The organism is Neolewinella agarilytica (assembly GCF_900110645.1).
Classification (GTDB): domain Bacteria; phylum Bacteroidota; class Bacteroidia; order Chitinophagales; family Saprospiraceae; genus Neolewinella; species Neolewinella agarilytica.
This window is the reverse complement of record NZ_FOFB01000001.1, coordinates 377,774-392,437: the sequence shown is the minus strand read 5'-3', so window position 1 is coordinate 392,437 and position 14,664 is coordinate 377,774. Positions and strand designations below refer to the sequence as shown.

The window sequence follows — 14,664 nt, the reverse complement described above, 5'->3', positions numbered from 1 at the left end:
GCAGAATGAGAAGTTTCCGGGCTGGAAAAACGGTCTCCTGAAAACCCAACTCTTCCGCTTCCTGGCTATGCACGCGTACACCGGGTACCTTTGCCGGCGCGCAAAGCTGCCAGGTCACCAATGACCACCTCTTTCACCCCTGCTCCCACAGCGGCGAAGGCATTGTCCAGTTTTGGGATCATCCCGCCCACAATAGTTCCATCGGCTTTAAAGTCGGCGTAACTCCCGGGAGTCAATGAAGGGATGGCAGAATCGGAGTCTTTAATGTCCCGCATTACGCCGGGGAACTCAAAGCAATACTGCAGGGAGACTTCGTATCCGTGAGCAGCCATTGCGGTAGCTGTTTCGTTGGCGATGGTGTCCGCATTAGTATTCAGCAGCTGGCCTTTATGATTGTGGGTGATGGGGCACATTACCGGTCTGAGCCCAAGGCGGAGCAGACCATCGAGTAGGGGAGCGTTAACGGCCTTTACGTCGCCCGCAAATCCATAGTCAATGTCTTTAACCGGCCGCTTCTCGGCCAGGATGGCGTTGGCATCCGCCCCGCTAAGCCCAATAGCATTAGTGCCACGGTGCTGCAGCTGAGCCACCACATTCTTGTTCAATAAGCCCGCGTAGACCATGGTGACAATCTCCAGCGTAGCCTCATCCGTAATACGCCGCCCGTCGATCATAACCGGTTCCCGGCCCATTTCGGTAATAACCTGGCTGGCCTTGCGGCCGCCGCCGTGGACGAGAATGGCAGGTTCCACCAGACTGGCAAAATAGTCCAGGGCTTCGTGAAGGGCGGCGGGGTTGTTGATGATGTTGCCGCCGATTTTTATTACGGATAGGTTCATGGGGTCAAGTATCAGGTTGCGGGTTGCAGGTTGCAAGGTACGGGTTGCGGGTTGCAAGGTACAGGTTGCAGGTTGCAAGATTAACCTGCAACGTCTGCAACCTGCAACCTGCAACCTGCACCCTGCAACTTGCACCCTGATACCCTACTCAATAAACCGGCTCCACCGTAATCCCTGCTCCCCGCAACAGCGCAATTACGCCCCGGGCTCCGCCCAGGTGGCCGGCACCGACGGCGTAGAACTTGCCGCCGGCATTGGCGGCGTTGATGTTGTCGCGAATCTGCGGCACCCAGTTTTCGTTTCGCTTGGTCAGCAACAGCTCCTCAAAGCGGGCAACGCCCGCACTTTCGTCGGAGATGGTGCTGGCCATCTCGGCAATAGCCTGGCGACGGTAGAGGGAGACGAGTTCGTCCATTTCGTTAGGTGCATCTCCCGCTTTACCTGCGGATTCGGATTGAATGGCCTGGTAAAGCATAGTCGCCTGAGCACCGTAGGGAATGGAGTCAAAGAGACTAAGTTGGAATTCCATCGTTTCCAGTCCGCCGATTTCCTTACTTCCGGCTTCCGCCAGCTTGGTAAGCTCCATCTCGTAGCTTTTCATGCCGCCACCTTCCATACCGCCGCCTTCGGCCATGGCGGCCATGTCCTGCCCGACCATGGCGGAGAGGAATAAAGGTTTCATCCGCTTGAAGATGAAAAAGGGCAGGCCGGATTCCGTAAAGTAGGCTTCCACTTCTGCGTATTGTTCTGCGGGTAACAGATCTTCCAGACTAGTGTCTCCGCGCATGTTAATCTTGGTCATCAGCCCCATCAGTTTGGCGGGGTTCTGCATGTCACGCGGATCAATTTCGAAGATCAACTCTTCGCTGTCGTTGATGGCGGCCACTACCCGGTTGGGCAGGAAGTAGTCCTCTTCCGGAATGATGTGAATGGTGCCAAAGAGATAGCTGGGCTGGGCGATGCCCGGAGTGCTGATTTTCCAAAGCAGGGAGGTGTCATTGACGCCAGGGGCGAGACCTGAGAGAATAGGTGCCGTAGCGGCCGAGGTGGTTGGAGGCGCTGGCGCAGGTGCAGTGGAAGTCGTCTGCTGAGGAGCTTTTTCGGCTGCTTTAGCCACAGTTGCCGTCTTAGGGCTACAGCTAATACAGAGGAGGACAAAAAGCAGAGAGAAAAAAGAAATACGCATGAGGATAATTGATTCCGTGGAGTTACGAGAAGGGAACGGTTCTGGCGGGGAAAGGTTGGTCTGGCGTACGCGCCGCTCCGCGCGCGACGGGCCAAAGCGTATTCCGTACACGCTGTAAATGGGTAGCGCAGCTGGAAGCCGCTTTGGCGAGGATAAGCCCTGACTACCCGTTGACTTATCATTGTCGAATAACCGACAAATTAGTTTCGGACACTTTAATCTTTCTACTATAAGCGAACCGTGGGCTTATCTTACAGGAATGAGCATTATTCGTATTTCTTTGGGCGTCCTGCTGCTTTCCTTAATCTCCTGCAGCCTCTTTCAGGAAGAGGAAGAGATGACGATTAATGAAAACTCCTCGACTCCCTGTGCTGGTGAATTACCTGAAGTATTAATCAATAGCTGGTATACAGCTGGTCTGACCTGCGATGACACACCGGAATGTATCGGGGACAATTGTTTTCAGTTTTTGCTCGAACTCAGAGAAGACAGTACCTATCACATCGAATCGACCTACTTCGTAGTTAGTGCGGATTCCACGGAAACCATTTTTTACGAAGACGAAGGAACCTTTGCCTTTAACTGTGATACCCGGGGTAGGTTTAATCGCCGATTTACCTTCTTTTACGTAGAAGGGCAGCTTGTGCTGAACTCCTTCACCCGACCGACTAAAAGCCTCAATATCCGCTGGGACGGTTTTATGAATTTTCAAATCTCCAGAAGGAGTATTATTGACGATATTAACTGCAGGATGTACCTCTTTGAAAGGTAACGTGCCCGGCGTACGCTCCGCACGCATCGGCCCGAAGCGTACTCTGTACGCGCGGTAAGCGGGTAGCGCGTCTGGAAGCCGCTTTGTCCGGTCGCTGCTGGAAGCAGCGTTCGCCGGGCGTTCATTGCACCTGCGCTCCGTCGCCCACGTTCTTTACTCCCCGAACGTCCGTCCTCCTTCCCGCGCCATCATTCCGTTGATGATGAACTGGTAGGCCAGCAGGCCGAAGAGCGCGACGTTGATCAGGAAACCTTGCTCCAGCAGGATGGCGCTGATGCCCGTCACCGCCAGGGCGATGGTGTAAACCGTTAGAATCATCCGCTGATTCTTGCGGATGGGCCGCAGGAAACTGCCCAGGGGAATGGTAAGCACCAGGAAGGCAAAAGCCAGCGCCTGAAAGGTGAAAAGACCTGTGCCAAACCAGGCGGCTAAAGACAGGAGAGCAAGCCCCAGCGAGCCACCTACCAACCGGGCCATTAGCTTGTCATCGTCGTCCAGCAAAAACCGGCCGTAGGGGTTGGTTAGCAGGTAGAAGTTCATGATTGGATCAATGATCCAGGTCAGTAAAAAGAGTGCCACCATGAAGTAAACCACCGGCGTCGTGAAGGGAGCCAGATCCGGGTTGTTCGCGCCCAGGCGGTTGAGCCAGTTGACTCCAAACCACAGACCAATCATGACGCCAAAACTGGCACCACCCGACAACTTGGCCATCGCTTCTTTGTATTTGAAGTACATCCGGTAGGGCCAGAAGCGGGCCTTCAGCGCCTCCACCATGACGTATTTCGCCAGCTGGTTTTCCGGGTTGAGGCTGAGGGCATATTTAACCCGCTCGAGCGCTTCCTTTACTTTTCCTTCCCGCAGCAGCTGATAGCCATGGTTGGCCACCGTACCGCTGTCTTCCGGGTTGAGGTTTAACGCGTCCTGCAGGGCCTGATGCGTGTCGGATTTACCGAGGAAACCACTGATGTATATTTTGAAGTTGAGTGCTTCCTGGTTTTCGGGGTCGAGCGCGAGTGCCTGATCGATATACTGCAGGGCGGCGTCGTAGTTCCGCTGGTCTAGCTTAACCTTCGCCATCAGCGTGTGGGCATCGTCGTCCTCCGGGTTCATTTCCACCAGCAGGGCGGCGAACTTTTCGGCCACTTTAGGCTTGTCGTCATTCAACTCAATGATCGCCGCCAATCGCAATACGTGCGGGTCATCAGGGCTTTCTTCCAGCATCGGCTCAATGAGCTCCCGCGCCAGTTTTTTCTCGCCGAGATTGGTCAGGGTATTGACGTAGTAGAGTTGTGCTATGCTGTCATCCGGAGAGTCCGCCAGGTAGGATTCCAGCAATTCCTTGCAGTCCTGCCAGCGGGATTGCTGTTGCAGGATGTTGAGGCGTTCAATTAGAGCGGGGAAGGAGAGGGGCAAGGGGGAGGATTTGGTCTGTTGGTTCGTTGGTCTTTTAGTCTGTTGGTCTTTCGGGCTACCGCATTTTGTAGGCGGCAATGGACGGTTCATTAGTACGCCTGTCACGTCTTCCACGTGCGGTAGCCCAAAGAACCAAAAGACCAACGAACCAAAAAGCTATTTCATGTATTTAAGAATATCGTCATATAGCCCGCCTTTGTTGGCAAACATAGCGTAATTCCGGGCAGTAGTAAACCATTCGGCCGTTGAGGGGCGGTGCTTTTCGATGCCTCCCAACAGGTCTTTGGTGCCTACGGGGCGGGGAGCTCCGGTGCGGATGGCCTCTTCGAGGATTCCCTCTACGGCAATGTCGATTACGGCGTTGATGTCAGCACCACTGAAGTCTTTGGCTTTTTTGGCCAGCTTCGCGTAGTCGATTTTATCCTGTGGCTTACCCTCCATCTTGAGTCTGAAGATCGCTTCCCGGCCGGCCTCATCGGGCGGCGGGACGAAGATGATCCGGTCGAAGCGTCCCGGCCGGCGGAAGGCCGTGTCCAGGTGCCAGGGTACGTTCGTGGCGCCGATAACGAGGATGCCGTCGTTGTCTTTGTCTACGCCGTCAAGCTCCGACAAAAACTGATTGATGACGTTGCGCCCGGCGCTCTGCCGCATATCGCTGCGCTTAGCTCCCAGGGCATCCACTTCGTCGAAGAAGAGTACACAGGGCTTTTTCTCCCGGGCTAATTCAAAGTATCCGGCCAGCTGTTTCTCGCTGTTGCCGACCCACATGTCGAGGATGTCGTTCAGGCCAACGTTGATGAAGTTGGCGTCGATCTGCCCGGCGGTAGCCCGGGCAATGAAAGTCTTCCCGCATCCCGGAGGCCCGTACAGTAAAATGCCGCCGCCCACCTTTTTACCGTAGCTTTTATACAGCTCCGTATGTTGCAGCGGCTGAATGATCTTCAGGTCAATTTCCCGCTTCACGCCGTCCATGCCGCCAACGTCGGCAAACTTGGTCGTAGGCTTGTCCATTACACGCAGGTCGTCTTCTTCGAGCTCCAGCTCTCCCAAATCGAAGTCTCCGCTGAGGCGAAATTCTTTGTCGAGCTCCTCGTCTTCCAGCGTAGGGTCTTCCTCAATGGCGGAGCGGTAGACCTCTCCGGCGCGGCCCTGGTCTCCGTCTTTGAGGTAGCTTTTGGCAACGAGTAACCGGGTTTCCGGACTGATGTAATCCGGATTGCCAATCTCTTCGAAGATGATCAGGCAGGTAGAGTATTTCTTTTGGGCGAAGTAGACCTCGATCAGGGCTTCCTTCAGCTCCAGATCCCGGGGTTCTTTGCGGATAAGGACGTTCAAGTGTCCTTCCAGTTCCTGCTCGTAGCCAGCTACTCCCCTTAGTTTATTGATGAGAAGACGGCGGAGGTACACATTGTCCGGTGATGCCTCCAATGCTCTTCGCAGTTCGTTTAATTCGTTTTCAGTTGCCATGTAACGGGGTTCTTTGCTTTTGAGTAACGCGCCACCGTGGTAATAGGGTTGCTGGGAACTAAAAAATATCTTGAGGTAATGATGATTCCGGGACCTTCGAGCGTCCGGTCCTGCCTCTACCCACCCAACAACACCCCTTCCTTCATCGCCCAGTCACTCACCGTCACCCGGTCAATGCTCGCGAGCTTGAAAGTAAACCGTAGCAGAATCATGGCTACTACGACCAGGTCGGCCCGCTGATCGGGAATACCCTCCATGGCCAGGCGCTCTGCCATGTTGGCGGCAATGATGCGGTCGGAGAGCTCGTCCAGCCCCGAAAGATTAAGTTGATGACTGCTGGGGTGGAGTGGGGCGTCAGGGTCTTTGAGGGCCTCGGCTAATACGTCAAAGGTGCCCGCTGCACCGATCAGGTGATGGGTCGGGAACTGCCGCAGTGCGGCAGCGAGCGGGGCAGTTTGCTCCAGCAGGAAGTCCTCAAGCTGATAGATTTCTCCCGCCGATATGGGGTCGGAATGGTGAAAACCATTATGCAGCACGGACACCCCGATGGGGAAAGACTGTTGCCAGTGCACGCCGGCCGGGCCGGCGATGATGAACTCCGTAGATCCACCACCGATGTCCATAATCAACACCCGCTCCTGAACCGGAGGAATGGCCGCCAGCACCCCTTGGGTAATCAGGCGGGCCTCTTCGTCGCCCGAGATCAATTCAATGGAAATATTGGCTTCGCGCCTGGCTAAGAGAATGAAGGCGGGCCCGTTGGAGGCCGTCCGCAACGCCGCTGTGCCGATTGCTTTCAGCTGGCTGACGCCGTATTTGTCAAGGACCCGGCGGAAATGCTGGAGCGCAGCAATTCCGCGCGCGAAAGGAGTATCTCCGATGGTGGCAATACCCTCCGAGGCAAGTTTAACGTAAATCCGTTCGCGATATACATCCCGTAGAACGCCTTCCTCATCGAGGTCGGCAATCAATAAGTGGAAGGTGTTACTGCCGAGGTCAATTACGGCGCGGCGGGTGGGCATGTTTGGTTCTTTGGTCAGTTGGTGTTTTGGTTCTTTGGTATTTTGGTTCTTTGGGCTGCCGCATTTTGTAGGCGGCAGCCCAAAGAACCAAAATACCAACATGCCAAAGTTCTACTGCGGCGTTTGTGATTGCACCTGCGCGAAAATATTCGCATAAAAGTTGAAGCCTTCCTCGGTCATCATATTCGAATAAGCAGGCTTGCCATTCTCGTACCACAGATAACCGACGCACTTTTCGTTGTAGAAAATATCGGCCTCTTCAATATTCTTGCCATTCACCTGAAACCAGATGTGGCCGATGGCGGTACAGCCGGCTTCCAGTGGCATGGTCGCCTCGGCAATACCTCCGATGGTGGCCTGAATCTGGGGCAGCTCGCTTTGGTTAATCGAGATGGGGAGATTGTAAAAAGTCGCATCCATATAGGTCGCGTTCTCGAAAATGTACTGCAGGCGTTCCAGGGGAATGGAGGGGAAGGCGGTTTGTGACGAGGTTGCGCTTGTAGGAGCAGCCACCGGATCAGCAGCCACCGTTTCGTTTTCGGGCGAGGGACCGCAGGTGCAAAGAAGGCTTATAAAAAGCAGAGAGGCAAGACATCGTTGTATCATTCCGGATCAATTGGTTTGGGCAAGGATTCACCAGCGCCAAAGGTATATACTGCGCGGACACTTACCGAACGCCCCTTGAAAGAAGTATTGATGCCGTTGTCTACGTCAATATCCAGAATATGCTTTGACCAGCGGACGTTCAAGCCCCAATTGGGCGAAAAGTAGATCGTTGCCCCGAGTTTGAGAGCGAAGAGATTGTCCTGCAAATCCGTCTGCGCCGTTACGTCTTCGCCATTGTCGCCAATAACCTCATAGTTGATCAATCGCTGGTAGCTGAAGCCGCCTTCGGCCGTGAGGCGCCAGTCTTTGTAGTAAGCCATCAGCGGTACTTCCAGGGTGTTGAGCCGGAAGCTGTCGTAAATACTGATGTTGGCGCTCGTGTTAGGGCGCTGGGCGCCCTGCTGACTGAACAGTATCTCCGGCCCGACCCGCCAACGGTCGTTCAGGATCGCTACTACCCTTAGGCCTGCGTTGACACCTGGCTGGTGAAAGCCGAAGAGCGCGTCTCCGTCGATCTGGCTGATGTTCATCCCCGCCACCACCGAACCCCGGAAGGTCTGGGCGGAGAGGCCGGTGCCCGCCAGAAAAACAAGTAGTACGATTATCCACTTTTGCATGGGGCAAAGATAGTTTGGTAAAAAATAACCGGGCTTGTTGTAGAGGCCCAACCTTAGTAATACGCTTGACAATGCCACTACATTGCTTTCTTAACCTTCTCTGCACCTGCGTGCTGCGCCCAGGTACGCCGTCTCCTTAATCCCACAAAGGAAAAAGATGGAGTGAACCCCACTTCTACAAGAAACAACCCGCTGACCCTGCCCTACAGTCTACTACCATACTATCCCTACTATCCTACTATCATTACTATCTTCGCCCCCATGGTATCCATGACCAAACACAGCCTCAAGAAGCTAGAAACCCTCTCCAAAGAGTTGGGCTATACCGTCCGTTACGAAAAGGGCAACTTCCAATCCGGCTATTGCCTGGTGGAAAGCCGGCGGGTAGCTATCGTTAATAAGTTCTTCGATACGGAAGGACGCATTAACGTACTGCTTGATATTCTAAGCAATTATCGGGCAGGCAAAGAGAGTCCTCAACTGAGCGAACCTTCCGAAAAACTCTGGAAAGAGTTGAAGCCGTTTCTGGGCATAAAAGACCCGGAAGAAGAGTAGGGGCTAAAAAAAGACCGGTGATCCTCCCGCTTTTAAGGGAGGATCACCGGTCGTACTGACCCTAAAGGGGAAGTTGCTTACTTGTCGTCCGTGCGGGAGTCGTAAAATTTGATACTCTCCCACGGCACCTCCAGTTGGTTTGTTTTTTTCCACTCCCGGTTCCGCTCCTGAAGGGTAAATACTTTTTTGGTTTCCGCGGTCACTCCGCTGTTACGCATAACGCGGGAAATCTGGACAAGGTCCAGATTGGTATCGCCGTCAACATCAGTGATATAGCTGTCGAGTTGTTCACACTTTCCGCTTTCACAGAACTGGTAAGCGAGGGTTTTTAAGTGTACCACTTTGTTTCCCCGGATGGCAAACAATTCCAGGCGGTCCTGCTCTGCGCCGTCCATCCTTACGATGTACATATTTTCGTTGATGCCACGAATGGCCGCCGCGCCGTACACTTTAGCGTCCATATTTCTGGCCATTTTCTGAAAGTCTACGGGCAGAAGCGCCTTCAGGGTGCTGCTGGCTTCTGTTCCCCGCATCAGGTAGGTTTCTTCGGGGTCAATGGAGGGGTTGGCGTAGACGTGCAGAAAGCCTACGTTGATCTCAGGGAAACCTGCCACGAAGTTCTGCAAGGCAGGAGCATTCTGGTAGGTGGTGGCCGGACGGTCAGAGGCCTCACCGACTGAAGCGTTTACCTGCGCATAGGAAATAGTGGTAGCCAGAAGGAGAATGGCAGAAGCCAGGAAGAATTTGGTCATGATCGTTATTTGGTTTTCCCTGTAACGCATGGCCTTCTGGCGAATGTTCGGTCTTGACTAGTCTAATTTACTCAGGCGGGCACGTTGAAATCCTTTCACCGAAAAAGAGTTAACAGCGGGTATTTTTTCCTCACCGCTACCGCTGTCGCCTGTGGTTCTGACCGGGGCTTCTTCTCCACTGCGGATAGAGTAAAGGAGCTGGTCTCTCCGGAATTCCAGGTCAGAGGTCAAATAGTTGCCCGCTACGGTGAATACACTCTGGTATACGCCACCGAGGTAGTAGCCGTCCAGCAAGATGGTATTCTGCTCATCACAAACCCAATGGTGCGGGCCGTCAGCCCCCCGGACGATGATATAGTCGCGCTTACCCGCCACTTTATCTTCGCCGTAGATGATGGTGTAGGTGTAGCTCGTGTCGTTGATCGGCTGGATGATTAATTCCATCGAGACGGACATTCGTTTGCCCTCCGCATTGAAAATCTCCAGTTCGCCGGCCCAGTCGCCGACGAAGTCGTCGGGGAAAATAGGCAAAGCGGTATCCTGGGCGAAACTGAGTAAAGGGAGGAAAAGGGCGAAAAGGAGAAGGGAATAACGTTGTTTCATAGAAGTTCTTTTTCGGCAGTAAGATAACCTTGCTCTGGCATTGCTAGCCCAACAGCACTACCGCCTACAATACTACATTACTACAGCACTACCGACTACATTACTACCGACTACATCACTACCGACTACATCACTTCCTTTCCTTCACCGGCTCCAGCTCCTCAAAGAAAATATCATCATTCGGCACATCAAAGCGAAGCCCCGTTACCTGCTGCCGGTTGTTTTTCAGGAATTGCACCGTGCCAAAGTCAAACCAGGCGTGTGGCTCGTGCCATTCGAGCTTCCAGCTGTCGTAGTGCCAGTGGCTGAGGTTGGCGTTGAGGCGGGGGCTGCCGGCAAAGCGGAGTTCCAGCTCGCCGCTACCGCTTTTGGCTACTTCAAATTCTCCGAACAAGGGATCAGTGTAAGTGCCGATCATGTCTTCTTCCTTTAGGGATGGACTGGTGCCTGACACCCGACTTGCTTTCGGCTCTTCGAATTTCTGATCCCAGTTTTCCCGTCCGATCATCTCCCCTTCAGTGGCTTTTGCCAGCCAGTTGGCATCATCCAGGCCCAGGGCCAGATCGCGGGCCCGGCTCGCCAGGGCTGACGACAAACCAGTCATGCTGTTCGATAAAACGACGATGCCCAGCTCCAGCTCAGGGATCATCAGTACCCGGGAATACATCCCGTCGTAGCCACCGCCGTGGGTAACGATGGCTTTGCCCTCCCGCTCGTAGATGAACCAGCCTAAACCAGTGGCGGAGAAAGATAGCTGGCCGCCGTAGGCATTGTGAACCTTGAAGGTCTGATCCTGTACTTTGTCCGGGAAAATCTCTTTGCCCTCAATCGTTCCTTCGCCAAGTTGTGCCCGCATCCATTGCAGCATGTCGTTGGTGCTGGAGATGATGCCGCCGGCGGCACCGGAAGCCTCCCAGGGCGCCATCTTGAGCGGAAGGTTGTTGCGATGGGTGACGTGGGGCGTAGCAACATTGTCCATTTTTGATAGGGGGAGGACAGAGGTTTGGGTGCGGCTCATCCCAAGAGGGGTGAGGAAGTTCTCCCGCACGTATTCCGCCCAGCTTTGGCCCGTGACGGAGCGGATCACTTCTCCGGCCGTGATGAACATCAGATTGGTGTAGCCATAGCCCGCGCGCCAGCCGTAAGCCTGCGGCAAATGACGAATCTGACGGACAATCTCCTCCGCGCTCTTATCACTTTTGTACCAGATGGCGTCGCCGCTGAAAGTACCCAGCCCAACCCGGTGACAGAGTAGGTCGCGGACGGTGGTGTGCTGGCTCACATACTCGTCATAGAGCTGGAAGTAGGGGAGGTAGGTCTGGACCGGAGCGTCCAGGTCCAGCTTCCCTTCTTCGTGTAATTTGACGATGGCCGTGGAAATAAAGGCTTTGCTGTTGGAGGCAATGGCGAAGAGGGTGTTGCCGTCAACGGTCTCTTCTTTGCCGGCCGTGCGGGTGCCGAAGCCTTCGGAAAGGAGGACTTTACCGTCTTTGATGACGCCAATGGCGAAGCCGGGGGTGTCGAACGCAGCAAGTGCTTTTTGGGCGTCGCTGGTGATTTGCTCACTGGATTGGGCATTTAATGCGACTGAGCCCAGCAGCAGGAACAGGCAGAGGGGAAGTAGATGCTTCATGGGGCTAAGTTACTATTGCGGAGCTGAATATTTTAGGGCGCAATCGCAGGTGCAGGGGGAGTTGGAGGAGCAGTGAACTGTTAAAATAGCTGTTCAACTATAAAAATAGTTGCACGACGATATTTTTAGGCATAGCTTTGTCGGTATGGAACCATTAACCCGCAAAGAAGAAGAAGTTCTCCGCATTCTGTTTCGCCTGGAGCGAGCCTTCGTCAAGGAGATCATTGCTGAGATGGAGGGCAAGAAGCCCGCCTACACTACGGTATCTACCGTCATTCGAAAGCTGGAGGAAAAAGGCTACGTCGACCATGAAGACTTCGGGCCGACCTACCGCTATTTCCCGGCTATCCCGAAGGAGCAGTTCTTTGGGCGTGACATCAAGCGTGTTGTCGCTGACTTTTTTGACGACAGCCACAAAGCCCTCGTATCCCACTTCGCCCGCAACAAGAAGCTCAGCCGTGAAGACCTGGAGGATATCCTGAAAATGATTGACGAGCAGGAATAAGCCGACCTCGAAGCGTCCCGCAATACTGCGGGACGCTTCAAGGTCCAGGTTCAGCAATAAACACCCACCTTAAAACTAACGCCTTATGAATTACCTCTTAACCGCCACCATTCTCCTCTTCGCCCTGTGGCCTGCCTACTACCTGTTGCTGCGCTATTCAGAGCGATACTCCCTGAATCGCCTGTTGCTGCTTCTGGCCATGGTGGCGGTTTGCGCCTTACCCTTTGTGGAGTTGGAGAGTCCGGCGCCGGTGGTAACCCAGTCGGTGCAGGGAACGATTACGTTAATGGAAGAAACCATTGCGCCAATAGAAGCATTGCCCCCAGCCACCTCGGAGACATTCTTTGTTGATGATTCCGTGCAGCCGGAAATACACGTTCCGGTGACCAAGGCTCCGGTGCCCAAATTGTACCTGATTTACGGAGTTGTGAGCTTGCTGTCCTTTCTCCTGCTCGGTCTCCGCCTCGCCTTTATCCTGCGTCTGCACCTGCGTTCGCGCCCAAATGGTGATGGAAGCTACCGACTGCTGCACCCCTCGGCGAAACCCGGCCAGGCCTTCACCTTCGGTCATCTGCTCTACTTCAGCATTGACGTGCCGGATGACGGTGACTTCGAGCATATCCTGGCCCACGAGCGGGTCCACGCCCGGCAGTTTCACACCGTGGATATCCTGATCAGCGAGGTCTTCCTCTGCCTGTTTTGGTTTCACCCGACGGCCTGGTGGCTGCGCACCAAAATGCGCGCTAACCTGGAATATCTCGTCGATAAGGAAGTCGTCAAGCGCGGCTCTGACCGTCGCAGTTACCAGCTGGCGCTCGTCCGCCAAAGCCAGGCTGCCCAGGGGCTGGCACTCGCGCTGCCTTTCTCCGAGCCCAGCCTGAAAAGCCGCATCGTTCGCCTGAGTGGGATGCCGGAATACCGACTGGTGGGCGTTGCTGCCGCTCTTGGCCTACTGTTATGGTTGGGTATTGCAATGGTGACGTTGAATGGGACGATGACGGACCTAACACATCCTTCCTCCGGTAGCTATCTGGCCGCTTATGCGGAAAAGGGAGACCCCTACTATGATTATTATCAGGGGATATTGCCGCAGGAGATAACGAGCATTGAGGTATATACAGACAGGATGGTTACGGTAGATGAGTATCTGCAATTACGGGCCATTTTAAGTAAAGTTCCCGGTACTCGCTTGTATCTATACAAAGCACCATTTGATAAAAACTATTCGCTGGAGTTGCAGTACGGCCAAAATAGTCCTGCTAGGGTGAATTATTTACCGCCTGTGCCGGATCATAAAATGGTTCGTATGATTGGCTTGGACCGAAATAGTTCTTTGGAAGAGAAGGTAAAAGGCTTTATTCCCCTATCTGTAACTTATGATGTGGAGAAAAAAATTGTAGAAACAATGATTGGGGATAAGATTAAACATCCCATAATCTCCGGAGGTTATTTTAGCCGAGTATTAGAAGCCACCCTTCCAGAATTATCTGAAGGTAAATTACGCGTACTCGTCAATCAGGAGCCGTTGGAGTTATTGCCTCCTGGTACAAATTTCATTGCAGGCGAAGATGGGCCTACCGATGGTTTTACTGTAAACGGCTATCCTCTCAATGAGTTAGGAGTAGAAGACTGGCCCAAAATCGTAGTTGAAGGCCGGCAGATGCCCCGCCCAGTGGATAGATTAAGAAAAATACTTGGGGAGGATTCGTTTGAGGGTGTTGGGAGTTCGTTCCTCACACACACCGTTGAAACGGGCACGTTTCGCCAAGCTTTCGAAGACATAGACTGGCCTCCAGGGCAATCAATAGTTGCCTATTATAATGATCGTAAGGTAAGCCTTGACTTTTTGCTGGACACGGAGTTTGGGCCAGAAGCTTTCCTAAGTACCGGGGTCGTCTACGATACGCATATGGGACGCTATGCGGTGCAGGTGATTGATGATAGTCCGTATGATCAGGTGACTTTGGTTGAGATAAAGGTGCCAACGGTCGAGGACCCAATGGATCTTTCTGGCATTGAGGAAATCGACTTTTATTTCAAGAGGCTACCAACACCGGCTGAAGTGGAAAGCATCCGGAGCTATCTTGCTGGTTTCCCTGGCTATGACCTGAGGGTTTTCCAGGATTGTAATTACCCCTTCGGCAATTATACCCTGTATCTAGGTGATGCTCATGGATCGATGAAAGGATTTTCCAAGGTTACCGTTGGTGAGTCTTTTGAGAAGCCACTCCGGTTTAAGCTTAAGCGCAGTAATTCCGGGGCGGTAGACGTGGAGATGTTTAAACCCGAAGTTCCAGACAGCGATATTGGTAACGCCGAAATTATTTTGATTGTGGATGGCGTTTACGTGGGGGTTCATGAATCTTCGGTGGAACCTTATAATAAAGCTACGCTCGATCCTCCTCCGGCACAAGTATCGCTCAAATGCAAATCCAATACGCTACCTTCCTTTTTTAATCGTGGATTTTGGTCGTATATCTACCGGTCGACTGGTCCGGAAATGATGGATGACTTGTTCGCTATGCGAGATAAACATGGATACAGTGATCACGAAATGGTCTTTTTTATTGGGGAGCGGCCGGTGGATATCGGAGAATTTGGCAACTACGTAGGAGGTGCCGATAGCTACGTGCAGATGGGCACCTGGACGGAGATAGACCATGCGCCTTTGGTTTTGCAGATTGTGGAGTAGGT

14 protein-coding genes are annotated in these 14,664 nt (G+C 53.4%); 4 read left to right on the top strand and 10 right to left on the bottom strand.

What is annotated here, in order from left to right:
* Positions 1–65 precede the first annotated feature (65 nt).
* Entirely contained in the window at positions 66–839 is a 774-nt protein-coding gene (argB, locus tag BM123_RS01470; protein ID WP_090165023.1) for an acetylglutamate kinase, read from the bottom strand.
* A 148-nt stretch (positions 840–987) separates the two neighbouring features.
* Entirely contained in the window at positions 988–2,025 is a 1,038-nt protein-coding gene (locus BM123_RS01465; RefSeq protein ID WP_090165022.1) for a TraB/GumN family protein, read from the bottom strand.
* A 259-nt stretch (positions 2,026–2,284) separates the two neighbouring features.
* Here BM123_RS01465 and BM123_RS01460 point away from each other — a divergent pair, with 259 nt between their 5' ends.
* The gene (locus tag BM123_RS01460; RefSeq protein ID WP_090165021.1) at positions 2,285–2,797 is read left to right on the top strand and encodes a hypothetical protein; all 513 of its coding nucleotides are present in this window, start codon (positions 2,285–2,287) and stop codon (positions 2,795–2,797) included.
* A gap of 153 nt (positions 2,798–2,950) precedes the next feature.
* Here BM123_RS01460 and BM123_RS01455 read toward each other — a convergent pair whose 3' ends face one another.
* The 5 genes from BM123_RS01455 to BM123_RS01435 all read right to left on the bottom strand — a co-directional run bounded on the left by BM123_RS01455 (position 2,951) and on the right by BM123_RS01435 (position 7,922).
* A complete protein-coding gene (locus BM123_RS01455; RefSeq protein ID WP_175489215.1) occupies positions 2,951–4,210 on the bottom strand; it encodes a tetratricopeptide repeat protein in 1,260 nt (419 codons plus the stop codon).
* Between the two features lie 156 nt (positions 4,211–4,366).
* Positions 4,367–5,677, bottom strand: a complete 1,311-nt coding sequence (locus BM123_RS01450; RefSeq protein WP_090165019.1) for an ATP-binding protein — start codon at positions 5,675–5,677, stop codon at positions 4,367–4,369.
* A gap of 116 nt (positions 5,678–5,793) precedes the next feature.
* Positions 5,794–6,699 carry a Ppx/GppA phosphatase family protein gene (locus tag BM123_RS01445; protein WP_175489214.1) on the bottom strand — a complete coding sequence of 302 codons (906 nt, stop codon included), beginning with the start codon at positions 6,697–6,699 and terminating at the stop codon, positions 5,794–5,796.
* 111 nt (positions 6,700–6,810) lie between these two features.
* Complete coding sequence (locus BM123_RS01440) at positions 6,811–7,305, bottom strand: hypothetical protein (protein ID WP_139211715.1); 495 nt, start codon at positions 7,303–7,305, stop codon at positions 6,811–6,813.
* Complete coding sequence (locus tag BM123_RS01435) at positions 7,302–7,922, bottom strand: outer membrane beta-barrel protein (protein WP_090165016.1); 621 nt, start codon at positions 7,920–7,922, stop codon at positions 7,302–7,304. The genes BM123_RS01440 and BM123_RS01435 overlap by 4 nt, the downstream gene beginning before the upstream one ends.
* A 261-nt stretch (positions 7,923–8,183) precedes the next feature.
* Here BM123_RS01435 and BM123_RS01430 point away from each other — a divergent pair, with 261 nt between their 5' ends.
* Entirely contained in the window at positions 8,184–8,477 is a 294-nt protein-coding gene (locus BM123_RS01430; protein WP_090165195.1) for a hypothetical protein, read from the top strand.
* 77 nt (positions 8,478–8,554) lie between these two features.
* On the opposite strand, the gene BM123_RS01425 is transcribed toward BM123_RS01430, so the two are convergent.
* From BM123_RS01425 to BM123_RS01415, 3 genes are all read right to left on the bottom strand, one after another.
* Positions 8,555–9,229: a hypothetical protein gene (locus BM123_RS01425; RefSeq protein WP_090165015.1), complete on the bottom strand. Its 675-nt coding sequence runs from the start codon at positions 9,227–9,229 to the stop codon at positions 8,555–8,557.
* 57 nt (positions 9,230–9,286) lie between these two features.
* Positions 9,287–9,832: a hypothetical protein gene (locus BM123_RS01420; RefSeq protein ID WP_090165014.1), complete on the bottom strand. Its 546-nt coding sequence runs from the start codon at positions 9,830–9,832 to the stop codon at positions 9,287–9,289.
* Positions 9,833–9,962: 130 nt separating this feature from the next.
* Positions 9,963–11,465, bottom strand: a complete 1,503-nt coding sequence (locus tag BM123_RS01415; RefSeq protein ID WP_090165013.1) for a serine hydrolase — start codon at positions 11,463–11,465, stop codon at positions 9,963–9,965.
* Positions 11,466–11,610: 145 nt separating this feature from the next.
* Between BM123_RS01415 and BM123_RS01410 the strand changes: the two genes are divergently transcribed.
* Positions 11,611–11,970, top strand: coding sequence for a BlaI/MecI/CopY family transcriptional regulator (locus BM123_RS01410; RefSeq protein ID WP_090165012.1), 360 nt, complete (start codon positions 11,611–11,613; stop codon positions 11,968–11,970).
* 85 nt (positions 11,971–12,055) lie between these two features.
* Positions 12,056–14,662: a M56 family metallopeptidase gene (locus BM123_RS01405; RefSeq protein WP_090165011.1), complete on the top strand. Its 2,607-nt coding sequence runs from the start codon at positions 12,056–12,058 to the stop codon at positions 14,660–14,662.
* Positions 14,663–14,664: the final 2 nt, after the last annotated feature.

What these genes read in the sequence shown, in the direction of transcription:
- argB (WP_090165023.1), bottom strand. Translation starts at nt 839, where the DNA reads ATGAACCTATCCGTAATAAAAATCGGCGGCAACATCATCAACAACCCC.
- BM123_RS01465 (WP_090165022.1), bottom strand. Translation starts at nt 2,025, where the DNA reads ATGCGTATTTCTTTTTTCTCTCTGCTTTTTGTCCTCCTCTGTATTAGC.
- BM123_RS01460 (WP_090165021.1), top strand. Translation starts at nt 2,285, where the DNA reads ATGAGCATTATTCGTATTTCTTTGGGCGTCCTGCTGCTTTCCTTAATC.
- BM123_RS01450 (WP_090165019.1), bottom strand. Translation starts at nt 5,677, where the DNA reads ATGGCAACTGAAAACGAATTAAACGAACTGCGAAGAGCATTGGAGGCA.
- BM123_RS01445 (WP_175489214.1), bottom strand. Translation starts at nt 6,699, where the DNA reads ATGCCCACCCGCCGCGCCGTAATTGACCTCGGCAGTAACACCTTCCAC.
- BM123_RS01440 (WP_139211715.1), bottom strand. Translation starts at nt 7,305, where the DNA reads ATGATACAACGATGTCTTGCCTCTCTGCTTTTTATAAGCCTTCTTTGC.
- BM123_RS01435 (WP_090165016.1), bottom strand. Translation starts at nt 7,922, where the DNA reads ATGCAAAAGTGGATAATCGTACTACTTGTTTTTCTGGCGGGCACCGGC.
- BM123_RS01430 (WP_090165195.1), top strand. Translation starts at nt 8,184, where the DNA reads ATGGTATCCATGACCAAACACAGCCTCAAGAAGCTAGAAACCCTCTCC.
- BM123_RS01425 (WP_090165015.1), bottom strand. Translation starts at nt 9,229, where the DNA reads ATGACCAAATTCTTCCTGGCTTCTGCCATTCTCCTTCTGGCTACCACT.
- BM123_RS01420 (WP_090165014.1), bottom strand. Translation starts at nt 9,832, where the DNA reads ATGAAACAACGTTATTCCCTTCTCCTTTTCGCCCTTTTCCTCCCTTTA.
- BM123_RS01415 (WP_090165013.1), bottom strand. Translation starts at nt 11,465, where the DNA reads ATGAAGCATCTACTTCCCCTCTGCCTGTTCCTGCTGCTGGGCTCAGTC.
- BM123_RS01410 (WP_090165012.1), top strand. Translation starts at nt 11,611, where the DNA reads ATGGAACCATTAACCCGCAAAGAAGAAGAAGTTCTCCGCATTCTGTTT.
- BM123_RS01405 (WP_090165011.1), top strand. Translation starts at nt 12,056, where the DNA reads ATGAATTACCTCTTAACCGCCACCATTCTCCTCTTCGCCCTGTGGCCT.